This is a genomic window from Ruegeria sp. AF3, assembly GCF_056536285.1.
The window spans coordinates 2555458-2574630 of record NZ_JBQFJM010000001.1 but is presented as its reverse complement, the minus strand read 5'-3'; the positions used below and the strand labels follow the sequence as shown (position 1 = coordinate 2574630).

Here is a 19173-nt window from a genome sequence, read left to right as displayed (position 1 = left end):
GCCATGTGCATTTTCCCGGCCAAGCGAAATGTTCAAGGCTCATTCGCAGGATCGCATTCTTGGAATTCAAACTGCCGCTTGAACAAATTGACTCGCGCCGCTACGCAATCGTCTATGCACATCATCCGGGATATCCAGTTCGTCCAGCCAGAAGATCGCGGCGCCAGCGTGGCAATCGGGAATTTCGACGGCGTTCATTTGGGGCACCAGTCGGTCATCGAACTGGCCCGTAATGCTGCGCCAGACGCGCCGCTGGGTGTGTTGACCTTCGAACCGCATCCGCGGGAGTATTTTGCGCCGGACACGCCTCCGTTCCGCCTGATGCGGGGCAATGCGCGGGCGCACCGGCTGGAAAAGCTGGGCGTAGAGAAGCTGTATGAATTGCCGTTCAACGCCGCGCTGGCAGGGCTATCGCCGGAAGAGTTTGCACGCAACGTGATCTGCGACGGGCTGGGCCTGTCGCATGTCGTGGTGGGGGCCGATTTCTGCTTTGGCAAGGGCCGCAGCGGCACGGCGCAGGATCTGGTGCGGTTCGGGCGGGACATGGGGTTCGGCGTGACGATTGCGCCTTTGATGGAACGGTCGGAAAACGTTGTGTCCTCAACCGCCATTCGCACCGCGCTGAGCGACGGCCGACCACGGGACGCAGCCGCGATGCTGGGACACTGGCACCGGATCGAAGGCGAAGTGATCGGGGGCGAGCAGCGCGGGCGTGAGCTGGGCTTTCCCACCGCGAATATGTCCATCGAAGGGCTGCACCCGCCAAAGTTCGGGGTCTACGCCGTACTAGTGGATGTGTTGGATGGGCCGCACAAGGGCAGCTATCACGGTGCGGCCTCGATCGGGGTGCGTCCGATGTTTAACGGCCAGGTGCCCAATATCGAAACCTTCCTGTTCGACTTTTCGGGCGATCTGTACGGGGCGACGCTGTCGGTGGGTCTGATCGACTTTCTGCGCCCCGAGATGACATTTGACGGGCTGGAGAGTCTGATCACGCAGATGGATGCCGACTGCAAACAGGCCCGCGGTATATTGACCACCCTATGAGTGTTGATCCGATTGAACGCACAGACCTGCCTGCCCGGTTTTGGGAGCGCAAACCCCTGCGCCAAATGAACCAGCGCGAGTGGGAGGCGTTGTGTGATGGCTGCGGCAAATGCTGCCTGAACAAGCTGGAAGATGAAGACACGGGCGAGGTTGCCCTGACCTGCGTCGCCTGCCGCTTGCTGGATGATGAAAGCTGCCGCTGCGTACAATATGACATCCGGCATCAATTCGTGCCCGAATGCATCGTCATGACCCCCGACAATATCGACGAACATGCCTATTGGTTGCCACAAACCTGCGCGTATCGGTTGCTGTGGGAAGGCAAACCGCTTTACGACTGGCACCCGTTGATATCTGGTACAGCGGACAGTGTGCATGCCGCCGGGATCTCGGTTCAGGGGCGCACAGTGTCCGAGTTTGAGACACCCATGGAAGAGTGGGAAGATTACATAATCGAGGAGCCAAGCTGATGCATTTCGCGTCTGACAATTCCGGGCCGGTTCATCCGCAGGTCATGGCCAGGCTGGCCGAGGTCAATCAGGGCTATCAGATGGCCTATGGTGCGGATACGCTGATGAACGAGGTGCGCGACCGTATCCGCAGCATCTTCGAGGCTCCGGGTGCTGCGGTCTATCTGGTGGCGACCGGGACAGCGGCGAATTCGCTGGCCCTTGCAACATTGTCAAAGCCTTGGGAAACGGTTTTCTGTTCCCCAGTCGCGCATATCCACGAGGACGAATGCAACGCACCGGAATTTTACAGCGGCGCCAAGCTGACCCTGGTTCCGGGCGGAGACAAGATGACCCCTGAGGCGCTGCGCGGGTCAATTCTGGGCGAAGAAACACGCGGTGTGCATGGGCCGCAGCGCGGACCCGTGTCGATCACACAAGTGACCGAGCGCGGATCGGTCTATTCGCTGGCAGAGTTGCAGGCCCTGTGCGAGGTCGCCAAGACGTACGGCCTGCCCGTGCATCTGGACGGCGCGCGCTTTACCAACGCGTTGGTTGCGCTGAACTGTTCCCCTGCGGATATGACATGGAAAGCAGGTGTAGATGCTGTCAGTTTTGGTGGCACCAAGAACGGTCTCATGGGTGTCGAGGCGGTTGTGTTCTTTGATGAAAGCAAAGCCTGGGAGTTTGAGCTGCGGCGCAAGCGCGGGGCGCATCTGTTTTCCAAACACCGCTATCTGTCCGCTCAGATGGCGGCCTATCTGGAAGACCACCTGTGGCTGAAGATGGCGCGTCAGGCCAATGACAACTGCGCCCGCTTGGCCGAGGGGTTGCGCGCCAAGGGGGCCGCATTTCTGCACGAACCGCAGGCCAATATGATCTTTGCCTCATTCCCACGCGCGAAGCACAAGCAACTGCACAAGGCAGGCGCGGTTTATCACCTTTGGGGGGCAGAGCTGGAAGGCGAGGATAACAACGAAAACCTCGCGTGCAGGCTGGTTTGCGACTGGTCCATAGGAGCGGCGGAGATCGATCAGTTTCTCAATCTGCTTTGACGCCTAACGGAGCGTTGGCCTGCCAGAACGCCCGCAACAAAGCGCCGGTTTCATCAGGATGTGAAATCGGCAGCATGTGCCCTGCGCCGTTGATGCGTTCATGGCGCGCATCAGGCAGGCGCCGTTGCAGCCCTGCGCAAATCGCGTGGATCACTGGCGGCGTCTCTGACCCGCTCAGCAACAGGATCGGCATCGATGCGCGCCGGAGCCGATCCGGGTCAAGCAACCCTGCCTGATCGTCATAGAGCACAGGGTGCACAGCCGGAACCGCATCGATTCCACGCACCATATTTGCCCGCGTGCGCTCGGGCAAATCAGGCCATTTGGGGCTGATCTTCGTGCTCCACGCCCTGTTGAACAGGCGCGCGGCCAATACCTTGTCACCAGACGCGAAGGCCGCACTGACTGGCTCGGAGTCCCGTTCGTGCTGTTCGAACAACAGCGGCGCATCCTGTTTCGCAACTGCAAAGAACACGGGTTCGATCAGGATCAGGCTGCGCACGCGCTCGGGATGTTCAATCGCCAACCTGAGTGCGATCATCGCCCCAAAGGAATGCCCGATCACATCCATGGGTTTCGTCAATTCAGCCAAGGCCGGTCTTGTCACTGCGTCAAAGAAATCAACCTGCCCGTCCCAATCCGGGCTGCGCCCATGCGACAGCATATCCGGAGCAACAAATGTCGCACAACCATTCAGCGAACTGGCCAAACCTGACCAAGCACCGGAATGCGCAATCGTGCAATGGAGGGCGAGCAGTTTCCGCTCCCCCTCACCCAAGTGCCTGACGAAAACGGATTGCATCGTGGCCCTGACCGTCACCCGTTCATCTTGGCCAGATGCCGGTCCAGATCGTCCAACCTGTCCTGACCCCAGAACCGCTGGTCGTCGGGCGTGATGTAGAACGGTGCGCCGAAGACACCCCGATCCACGGCTTCCTCGAGGTTGGCGGCATAGGTTTCTGCCCCCACCAGCAAGCCGCTGTCTGCCAGACCGGGATCAAACCCGGCTTGCGTCAGACATTCGCGGATTACATCGTCCTGTGCGATATCCTTTTCCTCGGCCCAGCAGGCGCGAAGGAAGCTATGACACAGCTTACCCACATCGCCCGAGCCGTCCTTGATCGCGGCAATAACCGCATAAGATGACGGGGCCATGTTGGTCGGCCAGTGCGCGGGTTTCAGATTGAACTCCATCCCCAGATTCTTCGATTGGCGCAGCAGCTCCTGTGCGCGGTACTCCATACGAGAGATATGCCGGTCTTTCGGAGGGGTCCCCCCGGTGCGCGCGAACAGGGCGATAATGTCCAGCGGCTTATAGTTGATCGTCGCGCCGTGTTTCGCCGCGATTTCTTCCAACCGCATCCCTGCCAGATAGGAATAGGGCGAGAGTGTCGCAAAAAAGTAGTCAATCTGGGTCATGTGCACTTTCTCCGCTGCGTTACCTTTGCGGGACGGTAAGGCCATGCTAAGCGGTGTCAACATCACGATTCTGTCACATTGCCATTGCTGCCCGGGGACCTCAGCCGATGCCGACACTTCACGAACCCAAGCTTATCGCTGGGAACGCCAACCTTCCGCTTGCCCAAGCCATCGCACGCCGCATGAGCCTGTACCGAGGCGTTGATCAGGGTCTGGTCGATGCGCGTGTCGAACGGTTCAACGACGGTGAGATTTTCGTGGAAGTGTTCGAAAATGTGCGCGGCGAGGATATGTTCATTATCCAACCGACCTCGAACCCGGCCAATGACAACCTGATGGAACTGCTGATCATCGCCGATGCGCTGCGCCGGTCGTCCGCGCAGCGGATCACCGCCGTGATCCCGTATTTCGGGTACGCCCGTCAGGACCGTCGCACCAAGGCCCGCACGCCCATCAGCGCCAAGCTGGTGGCCAACATGCTGACAGGGGCCGGGATCGAACGGATCCTGACCATGGACTTGCATGCGGCCCAGATTCAGGGCTTTTTCGATATGCCCGTGGACAACCTTTATGCCTCGCCCATCTTTGCGCTGGATGTGAGGCATCAGTTCAAGGGAAATCTGGATGAAATCATGGTCGTTTCACCTGACGTGGGCGGCGTGGCCCGCGCGCGTGAACTGGCCAAGCGGATCAACGCCCCTTTGTCGATCGTGGACAAGCGCCGCGAGAAAGCGGGCGAAGTGGCCGAGATGACCGTGATCGGGGATGTGAAGGACAAGATCTGTCTGATCGTCGACGACATGTGCGACACCGCCGGAACGCTGTGCAAGGCAGCGCAGGTGCTGCTGGATAACGGTGCGAAAGAGGTTCATTCCTACATCACGCATGGCGTCATGAGCGGCCCTGCGGTGGAACGGGTGACAAATTCGGTGATGAAGTCGCTGGTGCTGACCGACACGATCCAGCCAACCAAAGAGATTTTGGGCGCCAAGAACATCCGCATTGTTCCGACCGCGCCTATCTTTACGCAGGCGATCCTGAACATCTGGAACGGAACCAGCGTGTCATCCCTGTTCGAAGACAAGACGCTGACGCCGATCTACGAATCCATGTACCAGATGGATTGAGTTTGGACGGGTCGACAGAATGTGTCGTCCCTTTCTTTTTGAACCACCGGTTGCGCACAAGTCTGCCTCATGCGCGCGATCAGCGACACAAGCGGACCGATCTCCATGACTGGCAACAAACGCATTGTTCTTTCCAGCGACCACGCGGCTATCGAGCTGCGTCAGGCCGTGGCCAACCACATCGCGCAGCAAGGCTGGGACGTGGTCGATATCGGCCCGACGACCCATGAAAGCACCCATTACCCCAAACACGGCAAGGCCGCGGCACTGGCCGTAGCCTCGGGTGATTGCGGATTGGGGATTATCCTCTGCGGCACGGGTCAGGGCATCATGATGGCCGCAAACAAGGTGCCCGGCATTCGCTGCGGCGTCTGTTCGGACGCGTTTTCCGCCCGGATGATCCGCCAGCATAACAATGCCAATATGCTGTCGATTGGCGCGCGTGTTGTCGGCGAAGGACAGGCGCTGGATATTGTGGATGCGTTTCTGGGTGCCGAATTTGAAGGCGGCCGCCACGCCACACGGGTCGACATGATCGAAGCGCAGGACGACTGAGGCCTGCGCCTGTCCTGCAAGCCCAGGATCAGGAAATGTCCCAGTCGTCCGGGTGCGCCACCTCTCCAAACGCGGTCCAGCTGATCCGGATGCGGGCAATCCGCGTGTCGGACCAAGTCCGAAACACCGCTTCAAACCCTTCTGTGGTGACATTTTCTGCCTGAACCTCGGCGCGCAGGGCTGATGATGTGTCGACATCCCAAAGGGAAATCCCGATATGAACAATGGGCGGGCTAAGAAACGTGTCCTTGAATTGGATGGGTTTCCGACGTTCGCGGGGGCCTTCGCCAGTCCACATGTCCCCGCCTTCGGCAAATTCCGAAAACAGAACACTTTCACCTTGATCGATGCCAATGGGATGGGTCAGAAATTTTTTCATGTATTCATCATTATACTTGAATTTCCGCAACTTATCCCTGCTTTTTGGCAAAAGCACGACAAAAAAACGGCCCCGCAATCGCGAGGCCGTTCCAATTTTTCACTGTTAAGCCAATTACAGGCTCATATGCGTCCCAAGGGCTTCCATGTCGGCCAGCAGCTTGGCGGCTTCGTCGACGATCGACATATCGTCGCCGCCCTTTGCCGCTTCGTGCGAGGCGCGTGCCTCGGCAATCAGCTCGTCCATATGCGAACGGGTGATTTCCGAAACCGGAACCGCCTTTTCGGCCAGAACCGACAGGCTGTCGCCGTTGATCTGGGCAAACCCGCCGGTGACCAGGTATTCGCTGGACCCTTCGGGTGCCTCAACCTTCAGCAGACCGGGGCGCAGCGTTGTGATGGTGGGGGCGTGATCGGGCATCGCCGTCATGTCCCCGTCTGCGCCGGGAATCTGGACCGCGGTGACCTCGAGCGAAGCTAAGCTCCGCTCGGGGCTGACGAGGTCGAAATGCATCGTGTTTGCCATCAGGGATACTCCTTAGGCGGCTGCTGCTGCCATTTTTTCGGCTTTGGCGATCACTTCGTCGATGCCGCCAACCATCAGGAAGGCTGCTTCGGGCAGGTGATCGTATTCGCCAGCCACAACGGCCTTGAACGACGAGATGGTGACATCCAGAGGAACCTGAACCCCCGGCGAGCCGGTGAAGACCTCGGCCACGTCGAACGGCTGTGACAGGAAGCGTTCGATCTTACGGGCACGGGCCACGGTCAGCTTGTCCTCTTCCGACAGTTCGTCCATGCCGAGGATGGCGATGATGTCCTGCAGCGACTTGTAGCGCTGGAGGATCTGCTGAACGTCGGTCGCAACCTTGTAGTGCTCTTCCCCGACGATGGCCGGGTCGAGCAGGCGCGAGGTCGAGTCGAGCGGGTCAACCGCAGGGTAGATACCCTTTTCCGAGATCGCACGGTTGAGAACGGTGGTCGCGTCGAGGTGCGCAAACGAAGTTGCCGGCGCGGGGTCGGTCAAGTCGTCCGCAGGCACGTAGATCGCCTGCACCGAAGTGATCGATCCGGCCTTTGTCGAGGTGATGCGTTCCTGCAGGGCACCCATGTCAGTGGCCAGTGTCGGCTGGTAGCCCACAGCGGACGGGATACGACCCAGCAGAGCCGACACTTCGGAACCCGCCTGCGTGAAGCGGAAGATGTTGTCGACGAAGAACAGAACGTCGGTACCAGACTGGTCGCGGAACTGCTCGGCCAGGGTCAGACCGGTCAGAGCAACACGCGCACGCGCACCCGGAGGCTCGTTCATCTGACCGTAAACCAGGGCCACCTGGCTTTCCGACAGGTTGTCCGGCTTGATCACGTTCGATTCGATCATCTCGTGGTACAGGTCGTTGCCTTCACGGGTCCGTTCACCAACACCCGCAAACACCGAGAAGCCCGAGTGCACTTTTGCGATGTTGTTGATCAGTTCCATGATCAGAACAGTTTTACCAACGCCGGCGCCGCCAAACAGGCCAATCTTACCGCCTTTGGCGTAAGGGGCCAGCAGGTCAACCACCTTGATGCCGGTGACCAGAACTTCCGACTCGGTCGACTGTTCGGCAAAGGTCGGTGCGGGCTGGTGGATAGCGCGAACTTCGGTCGCCTCTACCGGACCTTTTTCGTCGATCGGCTCGCCGACGACGTTCAGGATGCGGCCCAGGGTGGCATTGCCAACCGGAACCGAGATCGGTGAACCGGTGTCCGTGACCACTTCGCCACGGACCAGACCTTCGGTCGCGTCCATCGCGATGGTACGGACTGTGTTTTCACCCAGGTGCTGAGCAACTTCCAACACCAGGCGCTTGCCATTGTTGGTGGTTTCCAGCGCGTTCAGAATTTCAGGCAGCTGATCTTCGAAGTGCACGTCGACGACGGCCCCGATGATCTGTGTGACTTTGCCTTTTGCATTCGCCATGTTTCGTCTCCGGTTTGTCTCTACAGCGCCTCGGCGCCGGAAATAATTTCAATCAGCTCGTTGGTGATCACGGCCTGACGCGAGCGGTTGAACTGGATCGTCAGCTTGTCGATCATCTCACCCGCGTTGCGCGTCGCGTTGTCCATTGCGGACATCCGCGCGCCCTGTTCAGACGCTCCGTTTTCGAGCAGAGCCGAGAAGATCGCGGTCGCAACCCCCTTGGGCAGCAAGTCGGCCAGAATGGCCTCTTCGCTGGGCTCGTAGTCGAAGATGGCACCGCTGTCGTCACCTTCCGATTCCTCGAACGAGGCGGGGATGACCTGCTGTGCCGTCGGGATCTGGGTCACAACGTTGACGAACTTCGAATAGAAGATCATGGCAACGTCGAACTCGCCCCCGTCGAAGCGGGACAGGATGTCCTTTGCGATGTCCTGCGCGTTGGAATAACCCAGACGCTTGACCTCGCTCAGGTCCACATGCCCAACGAACAGATCGCCAAAATCACGCTTGAGCGCGTCACGGCCTTTCTTGCCGACGGTCAGGATCTTGACCGTCTTGCCCTTGCCGCGCAGCTCTTCCGCCTTCTGGCGGGCCAGCTTGGCGATGTTCGAGTTGAAGCCGCCACACAGGCCGCGTTCAGCTGTCAGCACAACCAGCAGATGGACATCATCACTGCCCGTACCACGGAGCAGCTTGGGGGCGCTGTCGCTGCCCCCAACCGACGCCGCCAGCCCCGCCATCACGGCATTGAACCGCTCGGCATAAGGGCGCGAGGCTTCGGCAGATTCCTGGGCGCGGCGCAGTTTTGCGGCCGCGACCATCTGCATGGCCTTGGTGATCTTGCGGGTCGATTTGACCGACTCGATCCTGTTTTTAAGGTCCTTCAGACTAGGCATCGGAACCTCCTATCAAGCGAAGGTCGCGGCGTATTCGTCGATCGCTGCTTTGAGTTTGTCGGACGCTTCACCTTTGATCTTTGGATCTTCGTCGGTGATCCACTTCAGCAGGTCAGCGTGCTTGCCGCGCAGATGCGCCAGCAGACCGGCCTCGTAGCGGCCAACGTCAGATACATCGATCTTGTCGAGATAGCCGTTGGTGCCAGCGAAGATGACGCAGACGATTTCCGCGTTGGTCAGCGGCGAGTACTGCGGCTGCTTCATCAGCTCGGTCAGGCGCGCACCACGGTTCAGAAGCTGCTGGGTTGCGGCGTCGAGGTCGGAACCAAACTGCGCAAAGGCCGCCATTTCGCGATACTGAGCCAGTTCCAGCTTGACCGGACCGGCAACCGATTTCATCGCGTCGGTCTGAGCCGACGAGCCCACACGCGAAACCGACAGACCGGTGTTCACAGCAGGACGGATGCCCTGATAGAACAGTTCGGTTTCCAGGAAGATCTGACCGTCGGTGATCGAGATCACGTTGGTCGGAATAAAGGCCGAAACGTCACCACCCTGTGTCTCGATAACCGGCAGAGCCGTCAGCGAACCAGCACCGAAGTCTTCGTTCAGCTTTGCCGAACGTTCCAGCAGGCGGGAGTGGAGGTAGAAAACGTCACCCGGATAGGCTTCGCGGCCCGGCGGGCGACGCAGCAACAGCGACATCTGACGATAGGACACGGCCTGTTTCGACAGGTCATCATAGATGATCAGCGCGTGACGGCCATTGTCACGGAAATATTCTGCCATCGCGGTTGCGGCATAGGGTGCCAGGAACTGCATCGGTGCCGGGTCGGACGCGGTTGCGGCGACAACGATCGAATATTCAATCGCACCGGATTCTTCCAGTTTCTTCACCAGCTGGGCAACGGTCGAACGCTTCTGACCGATCGCAACGTAAACGCAGTACAGTTTCTTCGACTCGTCGTCGCCCGCTGCTTCGTTATAGACTTTCTGGTTCAGGATGGTGTCCAGAGCCACGGCGGTTTTACCGGTCTGGCGGTCACCAATGATCAGCTCGCGCTGGCCACGGCCAATCGGGATCATCGCGTCAACCGATTTCAGGCCGGTTGCCATCGGTTCGTGCACCGATTTACGCGGAATGATACCGGGTGCTTTGACGTCTGCAACGCCGCGCTTGGTGGCATTGATCGGACCTTTGCCGTCCAGCGGGTTGCCCAGACCGTCAACAACACGGCCCAGCAGCTCGTCACCGATTGGAACGTCCACGATCGAGTTGGTGCGCTTGACGGTGTCACCTTCTTTGATGTCACGGTCAGAACCGAAGATAACGACACCGACGTTGTCGCTTTCCAAGTTCAGCGCCATCCCCATGATGCCGCCGGGGAATTCGACCATCTCACCGGCTTGAACGTTGTCCAGGCCATATACACGGGCAATCCCGTCACCGACGCTCAACACGCGACCGATCTCGGCCACTTCGGCTTCCTGACCAAAATTCTTGATCTGGTCCTTCAGGATTGCAGAAATCTCTGCAGCTTGGATTCCCATTTATCCGACCTCTTTCATTGCATTCTGTAGGGAGTTCAGCTTCGAACGGATCGAACTGTCGATCATTTTCGAGCCCACTTTGACGACAAGACCGCCGATGAGGCTTTCATCAACGGTCGCATTGATAGTTACGGTCTTGCCCACACGCTCGGACAGCGTCTTGGACAGTTTTTCCAGTTGTGTCTTGGTCAGCGCCTTGGCCGAGGCGACATCGGCGGTCACTTCGCCACGCTCGTCTGCCAGCATATCACGCAGCACCTGCACCAGTTGCGGCACAACAAACAGGCGGCGTTTCTGCGCCATCAGAGCCAGCGTGTTGCGCAGGATGGCGTTCAGCCCCATCTTGTCAGCAACAGCGGCAATTGCTCCTTCTTGCTCGGCGCGTGAAACCAGCGGCGATGCGATCAGGTCACGCAGATCGGCACTGTCGCCCAGTGCTGCTGCCAGATCATTGATGCCGGATTCCAGACCCGCAAGGTCATTATTCTCTTTTGCGATCTCGAAGATCGCGGTGGCATAGCGCTCGGCGATGCCTGTGGAAATCGAAGCTGGTTCGGACACGTCCACCCTTCCGATATTTGAGGCCCCGATTTTGGGTAGCGGCCGCTACCTTGGGGCGTGAGGAAACCCCGGCCAGACGGTCGGGGATCAAAATCACCGGGGATGTAGCAGAGGTGAACCAACCAAGCAATACGCTATAGCGGTAACAGATTTATCCACAAAATGTTAATTTACATACACTTACATCAAGTGCGACCGTTTGGACCGGTTGCGGCAGTTGAAAAATGTTACGAATATGCAGGTTTTTGCGATTCCTGTGACTTTTTTCTCGCGAATTTGTCACTTTGGGATGCACGCGGTTGTCATGCAGGCTTTAGAAGACCGTCCAGCGCCTTGATCGGCTTCCTGATGGCATCTTTGGTGACATTACCCCGAGGCGGGTGAATGTTCTTTGTGACCTCGACCATCAACACCCCGCCCGCCATGACAGTTGGAATGCGCTGTCCGGTTTTTTCGATCAGACTGCCCGATTTCAACCAGAACCGCCGGAAGGATGGCGGCATGTAAAGAGCCGAGCAATGCGCCTCGGGCAGGAAGTAATGTGATCTGAGCTGATTTTCCAGCTGAGTGGCGGAATAGGGACGACCAAAGCCAAATGGCGTTTTGTCCGTACGTGACCACAGACCCGCCCGGTTCGGAACAACGAACACGGCCCTGCCACCGGGGCCCAGAACGCGCCAGCATTCCTCCAGCAGCTGGTTTGGCCGCTCGGACGTTTCCAGCCCGTGCATCACCACCAGCTTGTCCACGTGACCGGTTTCAATGGGCCACCGGGTTTCTTCTGTCAGCACCGAGACATTGGGCATCCCCGCAGGCCAGGGCATCACGCCCTGCGGGCCGGGCATCAGCCCGATGACCCGGCGCGCATCGGCCAGATAAGGGCGCAACAGCGGCACGGCAAAGCCAAAACCGGCAACTGTCTGACCTTTGGCTTCGGGCCAGAGCTCGGTCAGCCGCCCGCGAATAGCCGCCTGTGCCGCGCGCCCAAGGGTGCTGCGGTAGTAGAAGTTCCTCAGATCCTGCACATCAAGATGCATTGCGGACATCCGGTCAATCGGCTTAGCTGGGCGCAGTCTAGCAATGAAAGGGCAAAAGGCCATGCCTCTTGAAATCGTTACAATCCCGTGCCTCAGCGACAATTACGCCTTTCTGGCCCATGACAGCGGCAATGGCCAGACTGCGCTGATCGATGCCCCAGAAGCCACGCCGATTCTTGCGGCGCTGGAAGATCGGGGATGGGCGTTGTCACATGTGCTGCTGACCCATCATCACTGGGATCACGTTGAAGGGCTAGCCGAAATTCTGGCCAAACACCCTGCAAAGGTCATCGGTGCGGCCGCCGACGCGCACCGCCTGCCCCCGCTGGACCAGCAGGTTGCCGAAGGCGACAGCTTTGAGGTCGGTGGCGAACCAGTCGAGGTGATGGACGTTTCGGGGCACACGGTTGGTCATATCGCGTTTTATCTTCCGCAAAGCGCGGTCGTCTTTACCGCTGACAGCCTGATGGCCCTCGGATGTGGACGTCTGTTCGAAGGCAGCCCGGCGCAGATGTGGGCGTCGCTGAGCAAGCTGGCCGCTTTGCCGGACGACACTCTGGTCTGTTCGGGGCATGAATATACACAATCCAACGCAAAATTCGCCATTACCGTCGATCCCGAGAACGCTGCGTTGAAACAGCGAATTGCCGATATCGACCGCGCCCGCGCCGCTGGCGAAGCCACTGTTCCGTCGATTTTGGCGCTTGAAAAAGCCACCAACCCGTTCCTGAGGGCCACTGATCCGGCGATTCAGGCCCATCTTGGTATGGCAAACGCCGATCCTGCGGCGGTTTTCGCCGAAATCCGGGGTAGAAAAGACAGGTTCTGATGCTTATTTGCCCCTCTTCACGGCCACGGTCACAACAAATGTGACTGTCAAGTGAAAGAAAACCCTTGAAGCCGGGCCACGATCAACCAAACTCTAATAGTATGAGGACATGGTTGGGATGGGGTTCCGGCCGAAAGCCCGCCCCCTTCTGACCCAAGACAGAGGAGCACCCGCGTGCCTTCATTCTCGAGCACACTGGAACAAGCCATCCACGCGGCCCTTGCGGCTGCGAATGAACGGCGACACGAATTTGCAACGCTGGAGCATTTGCTGCTGGCGCTTCTGGAAGAACCCGATGCGGTGCGCGTCATGAAAGCGTGCAGCGTCGATCTGGACGAGTTGCGCAGCACTCTGGTTGAGTTCATAGACGAAGATCTTTCAAATCTGGTCACGGATATCGACGGGTCCGAAGCCGTACCGACGGCAGCGTTCCAGCGCGTCATTCAGCGCGCCGCAATCCATGTGCAAAGCTCGGGCAGGACCGAAGTGACCGGTGCCAATGTACTGGTCGCCATATTTGCCGAGCGCGAAAGCAATGCCGCCTATTTCCTTCAGGAACAGGACATGACCCGGTACGACGCGGTCAATTTCATCGCCCATGGCGTGGCCAAAGACCCCGCTTATGGTGAAAGCCGGTCGGTGTCCGGTGCGGATCAGGTTGAAGAAGAAGCTCAGACAGGATCCGGCGACACGGAACAAAAAGAAAGTGCGCTTGGGAAATACTGCATTGACCTGAACGCGAAATCGCGCGCGGGTGATGTCGATCCGCTGATCGGGCGCGCGGATGAGGTGGAACGCTGTATCCAGGTGCTGTGCCGCCGCCGCAAGAACAACCCGCTGCTGGTGGGCGATCCGGGCGTAGGCAAAACCGCCATTGCCGAAGGTCTGGCGCACAAGATCGTCGCCGGAGAAGCCCCAGATGTCTTGGCACACACTACCATCTATTCGCTGGATATGGGCGCACTGCTGGCTGGGACCCGTTATCGCGGCGATTTCGAAGAGCGCCTGAAGGCGGTTGTAACCGAGCTGGAAGAGCACCCCGACGCGGTGCTGTTCATCGACGAAATCCATACCGTGATCGGTGCCGGTGCAACCTCGGGCGGGGCGATGGATGCCTCGAACCTGCTGAAGCCTGCGTTGCAGGGCGGCAAGCTGCGCACCATGGGCTCGACCACCTACAAAGAGTTCCGACAGCATTTTGAAAAGGACCGCGCTCTGTCGCGCCGGTTCCAGAAGATCGATGTGAACGAACCTTCGGTTGAAGACAGCGTCAAGATCCTGCGCGGTCTGAAACCCTATTTCGAGAAACATCACGACATCAAATACACCGCTGATGCGATCAGAACCGCAGTCGAGCTGTCGGCACGTTACATCAACGACCGCAAGCTGCCCGACAAGGCCATCGACGTGATTGACGAAGCTGGCGCGGCGCAGCATCTGGTGGCGGAAAGCAAACGGCGCAAGACCATCGGCGTCAAAGAGATTGAGGCCGTGGTTGCCAAGATCGCCCGCATCCCACCCAAGAACGTCACCAAGGACGATGCCGAGGTTCTGAAAGACCTCGAAGCCTCGCTGAAACGGGTGGTGTTTGGGCAGAATCTGGCGATCGAGGCACTGGCCAGCGCGATCAAACTGGCGCGCGCCGGCCTGCGGGAGCCTGAAAAGCCCATCGGCAACTATCTGTTTGCCGGTCCGACCGGTGTGGGCAAGACCGAGGTGGCGAAACAGCTGGCGGATACGCTGGGCGTTGAACTGCTGCGTTTCGACATGTCGGAATATATGGAGAAACACGCGGTCAGCCGTCTGATCGGCGCACCTCCTGGCTATGTCGGGTTCGATCAGGGGGGTCTGCTGACCGACGGTGTCGACCAGCATCCGCATTGTGTGTTGCTGCTGGACGAGATTGAAAAGGCGCACCCGGACGTGTTCAACATCCTGTTGCAGGTGATGGACCATGGCGAGCTGACTGACCATAACGGTCGTACAGTGAACTTCCGCAACGTGGTGCTGATCATGACCTCGAACGCGGGGGCGCAAGAGCAGGCCAAGGCCGCGATCGGGTTCGGTCGTGACCGTCGAGAGGGCGAAGACACTGCCGCAATTGAACGCATGTTCACGCCGGAATTCCGCAACCGTCTGGATGCCGTGATCTCGTTCGCGCCGCTGCCGAAAGAGGTCATTTTGCAGGTGGTCGAGAAATTCGTCCTGCAACTGGAAGCCCAACTGCTGGATCGTGGTGTGACCATTGATCTGACACCCAAAGCCGCCGAATGGCTGGCGGACAAAGGGTATGACGACAAGATGGGTGCGCGCCCGTTGGGCCGTGTCATTCAGGAATACATCAAGAAACCGCTGGCCGAAGAGTTGCTGTTTGGCAAGCTGGCAAAAGGCGGTGTGGTCCGTGTCTCGGTCAAGAAGGGTGATCTGGATCTTGAGATCCTTGGCCCGGATCAACCGCGCATTTCGGGTGACAAGCCTCCGCTTCTGACGGCAGACTGATCGCCCACCGCATCAAACAGAAAACCCGCCTACCAAGGCGGGTTTTTTTTCGTTTCGCCCAACACAGACAAGGACTCATCCACTCGACCGGGGTCGCGTTAGCGTCTCGGTTATACTGCGTGTGAAACGCCTGTCTGACATGCGCCGCCTTGATTCTCCAACGGCTCTGGTCACTGTGGCCGGTATCGCCAATAACCGGTTGCGGGGCGGCGGCTTGTTTTCGTGGCTGCTGAGGGCCAGAGGCTTTACCTTTCGGTCAGCTTCAACTCGATCCGGCGGTTTTGCGCGTGTGCCTCCGGCGTATCAGCGGGGTTGACGGGCTGGAATTCGCCAAACCCGTTGGCTGCAAGGCGGTTGGGCGGAATGCCCAGCGCGTCAACCATATAGCGCACAACCGACAGCGCGCGACCCTGGCTGAGCTCCCAGTTGTCGCGATACCGGCCCGACCCCGCCAGAGGAACGTTGTCGGTGTGGCCGTCGACCCGGATCACCCAGTTCAGACCGGGCGGGATTTCAGCAGCGACACTGCGCAGGATGCTGGCCACCTTGGCGACCTCCTGCTGCCCTTCTTCGGACAGCACGGCGGACCCGGTCGGGAACAGAACCTCGGACGAGAACACGAACCGGTCGCCTTCGATGCGCACCCCTTCCTGACCGCCAAGGACATCCCGCAAACGACCAAAAAATTCCGAGCGATAGCGTTGCAGATCCTCGGCCTGTGCCGCCAATTCCTGGTTCTGCCCGGCCAGTGCCTCGGCCTCAGCCTCAAGACGCAGGCGTTCCGCTTCTTCCAGTAGACGTCGCCTGCGTTCTTCGGATGCGGCACGGGCCAGCGCTGCGTTCAGGTCCTGCCCTAATGTCTGAATCTGCACCTCGGCGGCGGCGTTGCGTTCTTCGAAATCGTCTAGCAGCGCCTGCAAGGAGCCCAATTGCCCGCGCAGGGCGGCGATCTGCTGGTTCAGCAGTGCGGCTTCTCGCTGCGCTTCGACAGAGATTTCTTTTTCTTCCGAAAGCGTCGCATTGGCGAGGTCCAACAAGGCCTGCCGCTGCTCGGCCAGAGAGCGTTGCGCATCAGCATCCGCCTGCGCTTGCGTCTGCGCCTGCAAAGCGGCTTCAAGCTGGGCCCGCAGTTCATCCGGGTTCACGTCGCCAAACTGACGCTCCAACGCGGCACGCGCCGCCTGTGCTGCGGCCAGCAGGGTGAGTGTGTCTTCGGCCTCTTTGCGTTGCGCTTCCAGAGCAAGTGTCATGGCCGTCAGCTCGGCATCGGCATCCAGAAGGCGGTTACGCAACGCCTCGGCGGCAGCGGCTTCGGCCAGACGGGCGGCTTCTTCATCGCTGAGCTGCTGTTCAAGGGTGGTGATCTGGGCGTCCCGGTCGGCGCTGCCTTGCTCCAGATCCGCCACCAGCGCTTCCAGTGCTTCACGACGGGCAGCGGCCAAACGGGCGGCTTCGGTCTGTGCGTCGATTTCCTCGCGGCTTTGGGCAAGGGCCAGGTTCAACGCCTCTTGCTCGGTCAGCAGTTTCGCGCGCTGCGATTCAAGCACTGCAATATCACCCAGTGCCCGTTCCTGTTCGGCCAGCAGGGCTGCTACCTGCGCTTCAAAATTGGTGATCCGGGTCTGCGCCTGATCCAGAGCGGCAGCCTGGCGGTCGCGCTCGGTGGTCAGTGACGCGATCAGTGACTGGGCTTGCGCCAGATCGTCTTCAGCCTGAGACAGGGTGGTATTCAACGCCCCAAGGCGCGCCTGCAACCGGCTGTTTTCGCGTTCTTCCAGCCCCAGCGCACCCGCCAGCGCCGCGATTTCGTCAGCCAATGTGGTCAGTTCGTCTTCCTGACCCGAGATGGTTTCGCGCAGCACAAACTGGATCACCATGAAGATGGTCAGCACAAAGGTCAGCACCATCAACAGCCCCGTCATCGCGTCGACGAAACCGGGCCAGACCGAGCCCTGGAACCGTTGACCGGTGCGGCGGGACAGCGCCATGGACTATTCTCCTTCCGGCGTGGTGCGTACCGCACCGCGCGGCAGGGTCAGCGCCTTGACCAGCAGTTCAATATCCTTGCGGAACTCATTCATGCTTTCCTGCCGGCCCGCCGAAATCTCTTCGAGGATACGCAGCAGTTGCACATCCATCGAGCGCAGGCGCATCCGGCTTTCGGCGTCGATACCTTCACCCGCACCGTGATCGCGCATGTGATCCAGCAGGGCTTCCTGACCCAGCGCCACGCGTTCCAGCGCCGCCGTAACACTTTCGGTATTGGCCTGACGGTTGTTCATCTCACCGATCACATCGACCAGCAAACCCAGCTTGGCGGAAACCTCGGCCCGGTCGCTTTCCTGCGCAGAGAACAGATCCTGCAAGGCATCCATCTGTTCGGACATGGCGTCCAGCACCGGCGTGAGCACGGCAATTTCGGCACCGCCTTCTTCTCCACATGCGAAACCTAAGCGGGTGATCGAAGACAGCCATTCTTCAAGCTCGCGATAGAAGCGGTTCTGCCCGTGCCCTGCAAAAACTTCGAGCAAGCCGACGATCAGCGACCCGGCCAGACCCAACAGAGACGATCCGAACGCAACACCCATCCCCTGCAATTGCGCCTCGAGCCCGGTCATCAGGCGGTTGAAAACGGCCAGCCCTTCCTCGCCCTCCTGCGGGTTTAGGCTGCGGATGGTATCGACAATGGCCGGTACGGTTGTCGCCAGTCCAAAGAACGTACCCAAAAGACCCAGATAGATCAGCACGTTGGTGATATAGCGGGTGATTTCACGCTCTTCCTCGACCCGTTCGGCCACGGAATCCAGAATGGAGCGGGTCGAGGTCGAACTGATCTGCGACCGCGCACCCCGTTCGCGCAGCAATGAGGCCAGAGGTGCCAACAATTGCGGTGTGCGGGCGTCTTCACGAACAACACCGCCGACGAATGCCTCGATCCAGCGCACGGACCCGATCAGTTGTGTCACCTGATAGAAACAGGCAAACACGCCGATCAGGAACACCATCAGGATGAAGCCGTTCAGGTACGGGTTGGCGAAGAACACCGGCAACACATAGGGCAGCGCCAGAAACACACCCAGCCCGGACAGGCCGATCGCCATCAACATCAACAGAATCTGTCGCGTTGGATGCGAGAAATGGGGTCTCGCGCCCTGATGTGCCTGCGCCATGCGCGTGGTTCCCGGTATTTGCCTGCTCTGCGTCGAAACTAGCGAAATTCCACTGGTGACGCCAAGAGTTTATGCGGTAATACTGCGCACCCGTTGCGCCAACCACTCAAGATCGGGGTCGCGCAGGCCGATCTCGGCCAGATGTTCGGCAGTGTTGTAGAGGTATTCATCATTCGGGCCGCGTCCGCCAACCGCGTGGGCGATGATCCGGGCCTGATCCTCCAAAGGCATGCCGCCGCAGTATTGCACATGGTCGGCATCGATCACATAGGTCACGGCGTTGACGATGTCGCCATTTTCCAGATGCACATCCAGCATACGTTCGACATAGGCCGACGAGATCAGCTCGCGCTCGCGCAGTTCGTGCAGGGTGCGGTCTTCGTGACCGGTTTCAACCGCAAGGGCCAGACCGGTGCAGATCGCGTTTGCCTGTTCGTCCAGCGCCAGCACCAGACCCGGTTCTTCTTCGGTTCCCCGGTGGTGGATCGAGCTCATGCAGAAGGACCGGGCATAGCCATGCAGTGTCGCGCGTTCGCTGCGTGCGACCGGAAAGCCCGGATTCCACAGCAGCGATCCATAACCGAAAACCCACATCGTCATTGCACTGGTCCTTGCCCGTTTGGGCCTATAAACATCA

Annotated in this window: 19 protein-coding genes; 7 read left to right on the top strand and 12 right to left on the bottom strand. The window is 59.4% G+C overall.

Annotated features, from left to right (window positions below):
• Nucleotides 1-114: 114 nt before the first annotated feature.
• The 3 genes from ACR3FC_RS12970 to ACR3FC_RS12960 are packed head-to-tail and all read left to right on the top strand — an operon-like array spanning nucleotide 115 to nucleotide 2551.
• On the top strand, nucleotides 115-1047 hold the full coding sequence (locus tag ACR3FC_RS12970) for a bifunctional riboflavin kinase/FAD synthetase (RefSeq protein ID WP_480475451.1): 933 nt from the start codon (nucleotides 115-117) through the stop codon (nucleotides 1045-1047).
• On the top strand, nucleotides 1044-1517 hold the full coding sequence (locus ACR3FC_RS12965; protein ID WP_480475449.1) for a YcgN family cysteine cluster protein: 474 nt from the start codon (nucleotides 1044-1046) through the stop codon (nucleotides 1515-1517). The genes ACR3FC_RS12970 and ACR3FC_RS12965 overlap by 4 nt, the downstream gene beginning before the upstream one ends.
• Nucleotides 1517-2551 (top strand): threonine aldolase family protein, encoded by a 1035-nt coding sequence (locus ACR3FC_RS12960; RefSeq protein ID WP_480475447.1) that lies wholly within the window; start codon nucleotides 1517-1519, stop codon nucleotides 2549-2551. Before ACR3FC_RS12965 ends, ACR3FC_RS12960 begins: the two co-directional genes overlap by 1 nt.
• On the opposite strand, the gene ACR3FC_RS12955 is transcribed toward ACR3FC_RS12960, so the two are convergent.
• Together ACR3FC_RS12955 and ACR3FC_RS12950 are read right to left on the bottom strand one after the other, a co-directional pair.
• Nucleotides 2538-3353 (bottom strand): alpha/beta fold hydrolase, encoded by an 816-nt coding sequence (locus ACR3FC_RS12955; RefSeq protein ID WP_480475445.1) that lies wholly within the window; start codon nucleotides 3351-3353, stop codon nucleotides 2538-2540. The genes ACR3FC_RS12960 and ACR3FC_RS12955 overlap by 14 nt on opposite strands.
• Before the next feature lie 14 nt (nucleotides 3354-3367).
• Entirely contained in the window at nucleotides 3368-3970 is a 603-nt protein-coding gene (locus ACR3FC_RS12950; RefSeq protein ID WP_480475443.1) for a DsbA family protein, read from the bottom strand.
• A 107-nt stretch (nucleotides 3971-4077) separates the two neighbouring features.
• On the opposite strand from ACR3FC_RS12950, the gene ACR3FC_RS12945 reads away from it, so the two are divergent.
• Entirely contained in the window at nucleotides 4078-5097 is a 1020-nt protein-coding gene (locus ACR3FC_RS12945) for a ribose-phosphate pyrophosphokinase (protein WP_480475441.1), read from the top strand.
• A gap of 105 nt (nucleotides 5098-5202) precedes the next feature.
• Nucleotides 5203-5652: a ribose 5-phosphate isomerase B gene (rpiB, locus tag ACR3FC_RS12940; protein WP_480476904.1), complete on the top strand. Its 450-nt coding sequence runs from the start codon at nucleotides 5203-5205 to the stop codon at nucleotides 5650-5652.
• 28 nt (nucleotides 5653-5680) lie between these two features.
• Here the strand turns inward: rpiB and ACR3FC_RS12935 are convergent, their stop codons facing one another.
• The 7 genes from ACR3FC_RS12935 to ACR3FC_RS12905 all read right to left on the bottom strand — a co-directional run bounded on the left by ACR3FC_RS12935 (nucleotide 5681) and on the right by ACR3FC_RS12905 (nucleotide 12038).
• On the bottom strand, nucleotides 5681-6031 hold the full coding sequence (locus ACR3FC_RS12935; protein ID WP_480475439.1) for an H-type lectin domain-containing protein: 351 nt from the start codon (nucleotides 6029-6031) through the stop codon (nucleotides 5681-5683).
• A 114-nt stretch (nucleotides 6032-6145) separates the two neighbouring features.
• Nucleotides 6146-6556 (bottom strand): F0F1 ATP synthase subunit epsilon, encoded by a 411-nt coding sequence (locus ACR3FC_RS12930; RefSeq protein ID WP_209504801.1) that lies wholly within the window; start codon nucleotides 6554-6556, stop codon nucleotides 6146-6148.
• Nucleotides 6557-6568: 12 nt separating this feature from the next.
• Complete coding sequence (atpD, locus tag ACR3FC_RS12925; protein ID WP_480475437.1) at nucleotides 6569-7993, bottom strand: F0F1 ATP synthase subunit beta; 1425 nt, start codon at nucleotides 7991-7993, stop codon at nucleotides 6569-6571.
• A gap of 20 nt (nucleotides 7994-8013) precedes the next feature.
• On the bottom strand, nucleotides 8014-8889 hold the full coding sequence (locus ACR3FC_RS12920; protein ID WP_480475434.1) for a F0F1 ATP synthase subunit gamma: 876 nt from the start codon (nucleotides 8887-8889) through the stop codon (nucleotides 8014-8016).
• 12 nt (nucleotides 8890-8901) lie between these two features.
• Complete coding sequence (gene atpA, locus ACR3FC_RS12915; RefSeq protein ID WP_480475432.1) at nucleotides 8902-10440, bottom strand: F0F1 ATP synthase subunit alpha; 1539 nt, start codon at nucleotides 10438-10440, stop codon at nucleotides 8902-8904.
• Nucleotides 10441-11001: a F0F1 ATP synthase subunit delta gene (locus ACR3FC_RS12910; RefSeq protein ID WP_480475430.1), complete on the bottom strand. Its 561-nt coding sequence runs from the start codon at nucleotides 10999-11001 to the stop codon at nucleotides 10441-10443. It lies immediately after the preceding gene.
• 302 nt (nucleotides 11002-11303) lie between these two features.
• Nucleotides 11304-12038 (bottom strand): class I SAM-dependent methyltransferase, encoded by a 735-nt coding sequence (locus tag ACR3FC_RS12905; protein ID WP_480476902.1) that lies wholly within the window; start codon nucleotides 12036-12038, stop codon nucleotides 11304-11306.
• 61 nt (nucleotides 12039-12099) lie between these two features.
• Here ACR3FC_RS12905 and gloB point away from each other — a divergent pair, with 61 nt between their 5' ends.
• Nucleotides 12100-12867, top strand: a complete 768-nt coding sequence (gloB, locus tag ACR3FC_RS12900) for a hydroxyacylglutathione hydrolase (RefSeq protein ID WP_480475428.1) — start codon at nucleotides 12100-12102, stop codon at nucleotides 12865-12867.
• 174 nt (nucleotides 12868-13041) lie between these two features.
• Nucleotides 13042-15366, top strand: a complete 2325-nt coding sequence (gene clpA, locus ACR3FC_RS12895; protein ID WP_480475426.1) for an ATP-dependent Clp protease ATP-binding subunit ClpA — start codon at nucleotides 13042-13044, stop codon at nucleotides 15364-15366.
• Nucleotides 15367-15611: 245 nt separating this feature from the next.
• On the opposite strand, the gene ACR3FC_RS12890 is transcribed toward clpA, so the two are convergent.
• From ACR3FC_RS12890 to ACR3FC_RS12880, 3 genes are all read right to left on the bottom strand, one after another.
• Nucleotides 15612-17354 carry a peptidoglycan -binding protein gene (locus ACR3FC_RS12890; RefSeq protein ID WP_480475424.1) on the bottom strand — a complete coding sequence of 581 codons (1743 nt, stop codon included), beginning with the start codon at nucleotides 17352-17354 and terminating at the stop codon, nucleotides 15612-15614.
• 3 nt (nucleotides 17355-17357) lie between these two features.
• Nucleotides 17358-18536, bottom strand: a complete 1179-nt coding sequence (locus ACR3FC_RS12885) for a biopolymer transporter ExbB (RefSeq protein WP_480475422.1) — start codon at nucleotides 18534-18536, stop codon at nucleotides 17358-17360.
• Nucleotides 18537-18605: 69 nt separating this feature from the next.
• Nucleotides 18606-19136, bottom strand: a complete 531-nt coding sequence (locus ACR3FC_RS12880; RefSeq protein WP_267365629.1) for a gamma-glutamylcyclotransferase — start codon at nucleotides 19134-19136, stop codon at nucleotides 18606-18608.
• Nucleotides 19137-19173 lie beyond the last annotated feature (37 nt).

Excerpts from the sequence above, each read along its gene's own strand:
- ACR3FC_RS12970 (WP_480475451.1), top strand. The coding sequence starts at position 115 with ATGCACATCATCCGGGATATCCAGTTCGTCCAGCCAGAAGATCGCGGC.
- ACR3FC_RS12965 (WP_480475449.1), top strand. The coding sequence starts at position 1,044 with ATGAGTGTTGATCCGATTGAACGCACAGACCTGCCTGCCCGGTTTTGG.
- ACR3FC_RS12960 (WP_480475447.1), top strand. The coding sequence starts at position 1,517 with ATGCATTTCGCGTCTGACAATTCCGGGCCGGTTCATCCGCAGGTCATG.
- ACR3FC_RS12955 (WP_480475445.1), bottom strand. The coding sequence starts at position 3,353 with ATGCAATCCGTTTTCGTCAGGCACTTGGGTGAGGGGGAGCGGAAACTG.
- ACR3FC_RS12950 (WP_480475443.1), bottom strand. The coding sequence starts at position 3,970 with ATGACCCAGATTGACTACTTTTTTGCGACACTCTCGCCCTATTCCTAT.
- ACR3FC_RS12945 (WP_480475441.1), top strand. The coding sequence starts at position 4,078 with ATGCCGACACTTCACGAACCCAAGCTTATCGCTGGGAACGCCAACCTT.
- rpiB (WP_480476904.1), top strand. The coding sequence starts at position 5,203 with ATGACTGGCAACAAACGCATTGTTCTTTCCAGCGACCACGCGGCTATC.
- ACR3FC_RS12935 (WP_480475439.1), bottom strand. The coding sequence starts at position 6,031 with ATGAAAAAATTTCTGACCCATCCCATTGGCATCGATCAAGGTGAAAGT.
- ACR3FC_RS12930 (WP_209504801.1), bottom strand. The coding sequence starts at position 6,556 with ATGGCAAACACGATGCATTTCGACCTCGTCAGCCCCGAGCGGAGCTTA.
- atpD (WP_480475437.1), bottom strand. The coding sequence starts at position 7,993 with ATGGCGAATGCAAAAGGCAAAGTCACACAGATCATCGGGGCCGTCGTC.
- ACR3FC_RS12920 (WP_480475434.1), bottom strand. The coding sequence starts at position 8,889 with ATGCCTAGTCTGAAGGACCTTAAAAACAGGATCGAGTCGGTCAAATCG.
- atpA (WP_480475432.1), bottom strand. The coding sequence starts at position 10,440 with ATGGGAATCCAAGCTGCAGAGATTTCTGCAATCCTGAAGGACCAGATC.
- ACR3FC_RS12905 (WP_480476902.1), bottom strand. The coding sequence starts at position 12,038 with ATGCATCTTGATGTGCAGGATCTGAGGAACTTCTACTACCGCAGCACC.
- gloB (WP_480475428.1), top strand. The coding sequence starts at position 12,100 with ATGCCTCTTGAAATCGTTACAATCCCGTGCCTCAGCGACAATTACGCC.
- ACR3FC_RS12890 (WP_480475424.1), bottom strand. The coding sequence starts at position 17,354 with ATGGCGCTGTCCCGCCGCACCGGTCAACGGTTCCAGGGCTCGGTCTGG.
- ACR3FC_RS12885 (WP_480475422.1), bottom strand. The coding sequence starts at position 18,536 with ATGGCGCAGGCACATCAGGGCGCGAGACCCCATTTCTCGCATCCAACG.
- ACR3FC_RS12880 (WP_267365629.1), bottom strand. The coding sequence starts at position 19,136 with ATGACGATGTGGGTTTTCGGTTATGGATCGCTGCTGTGGAATCCGGGC.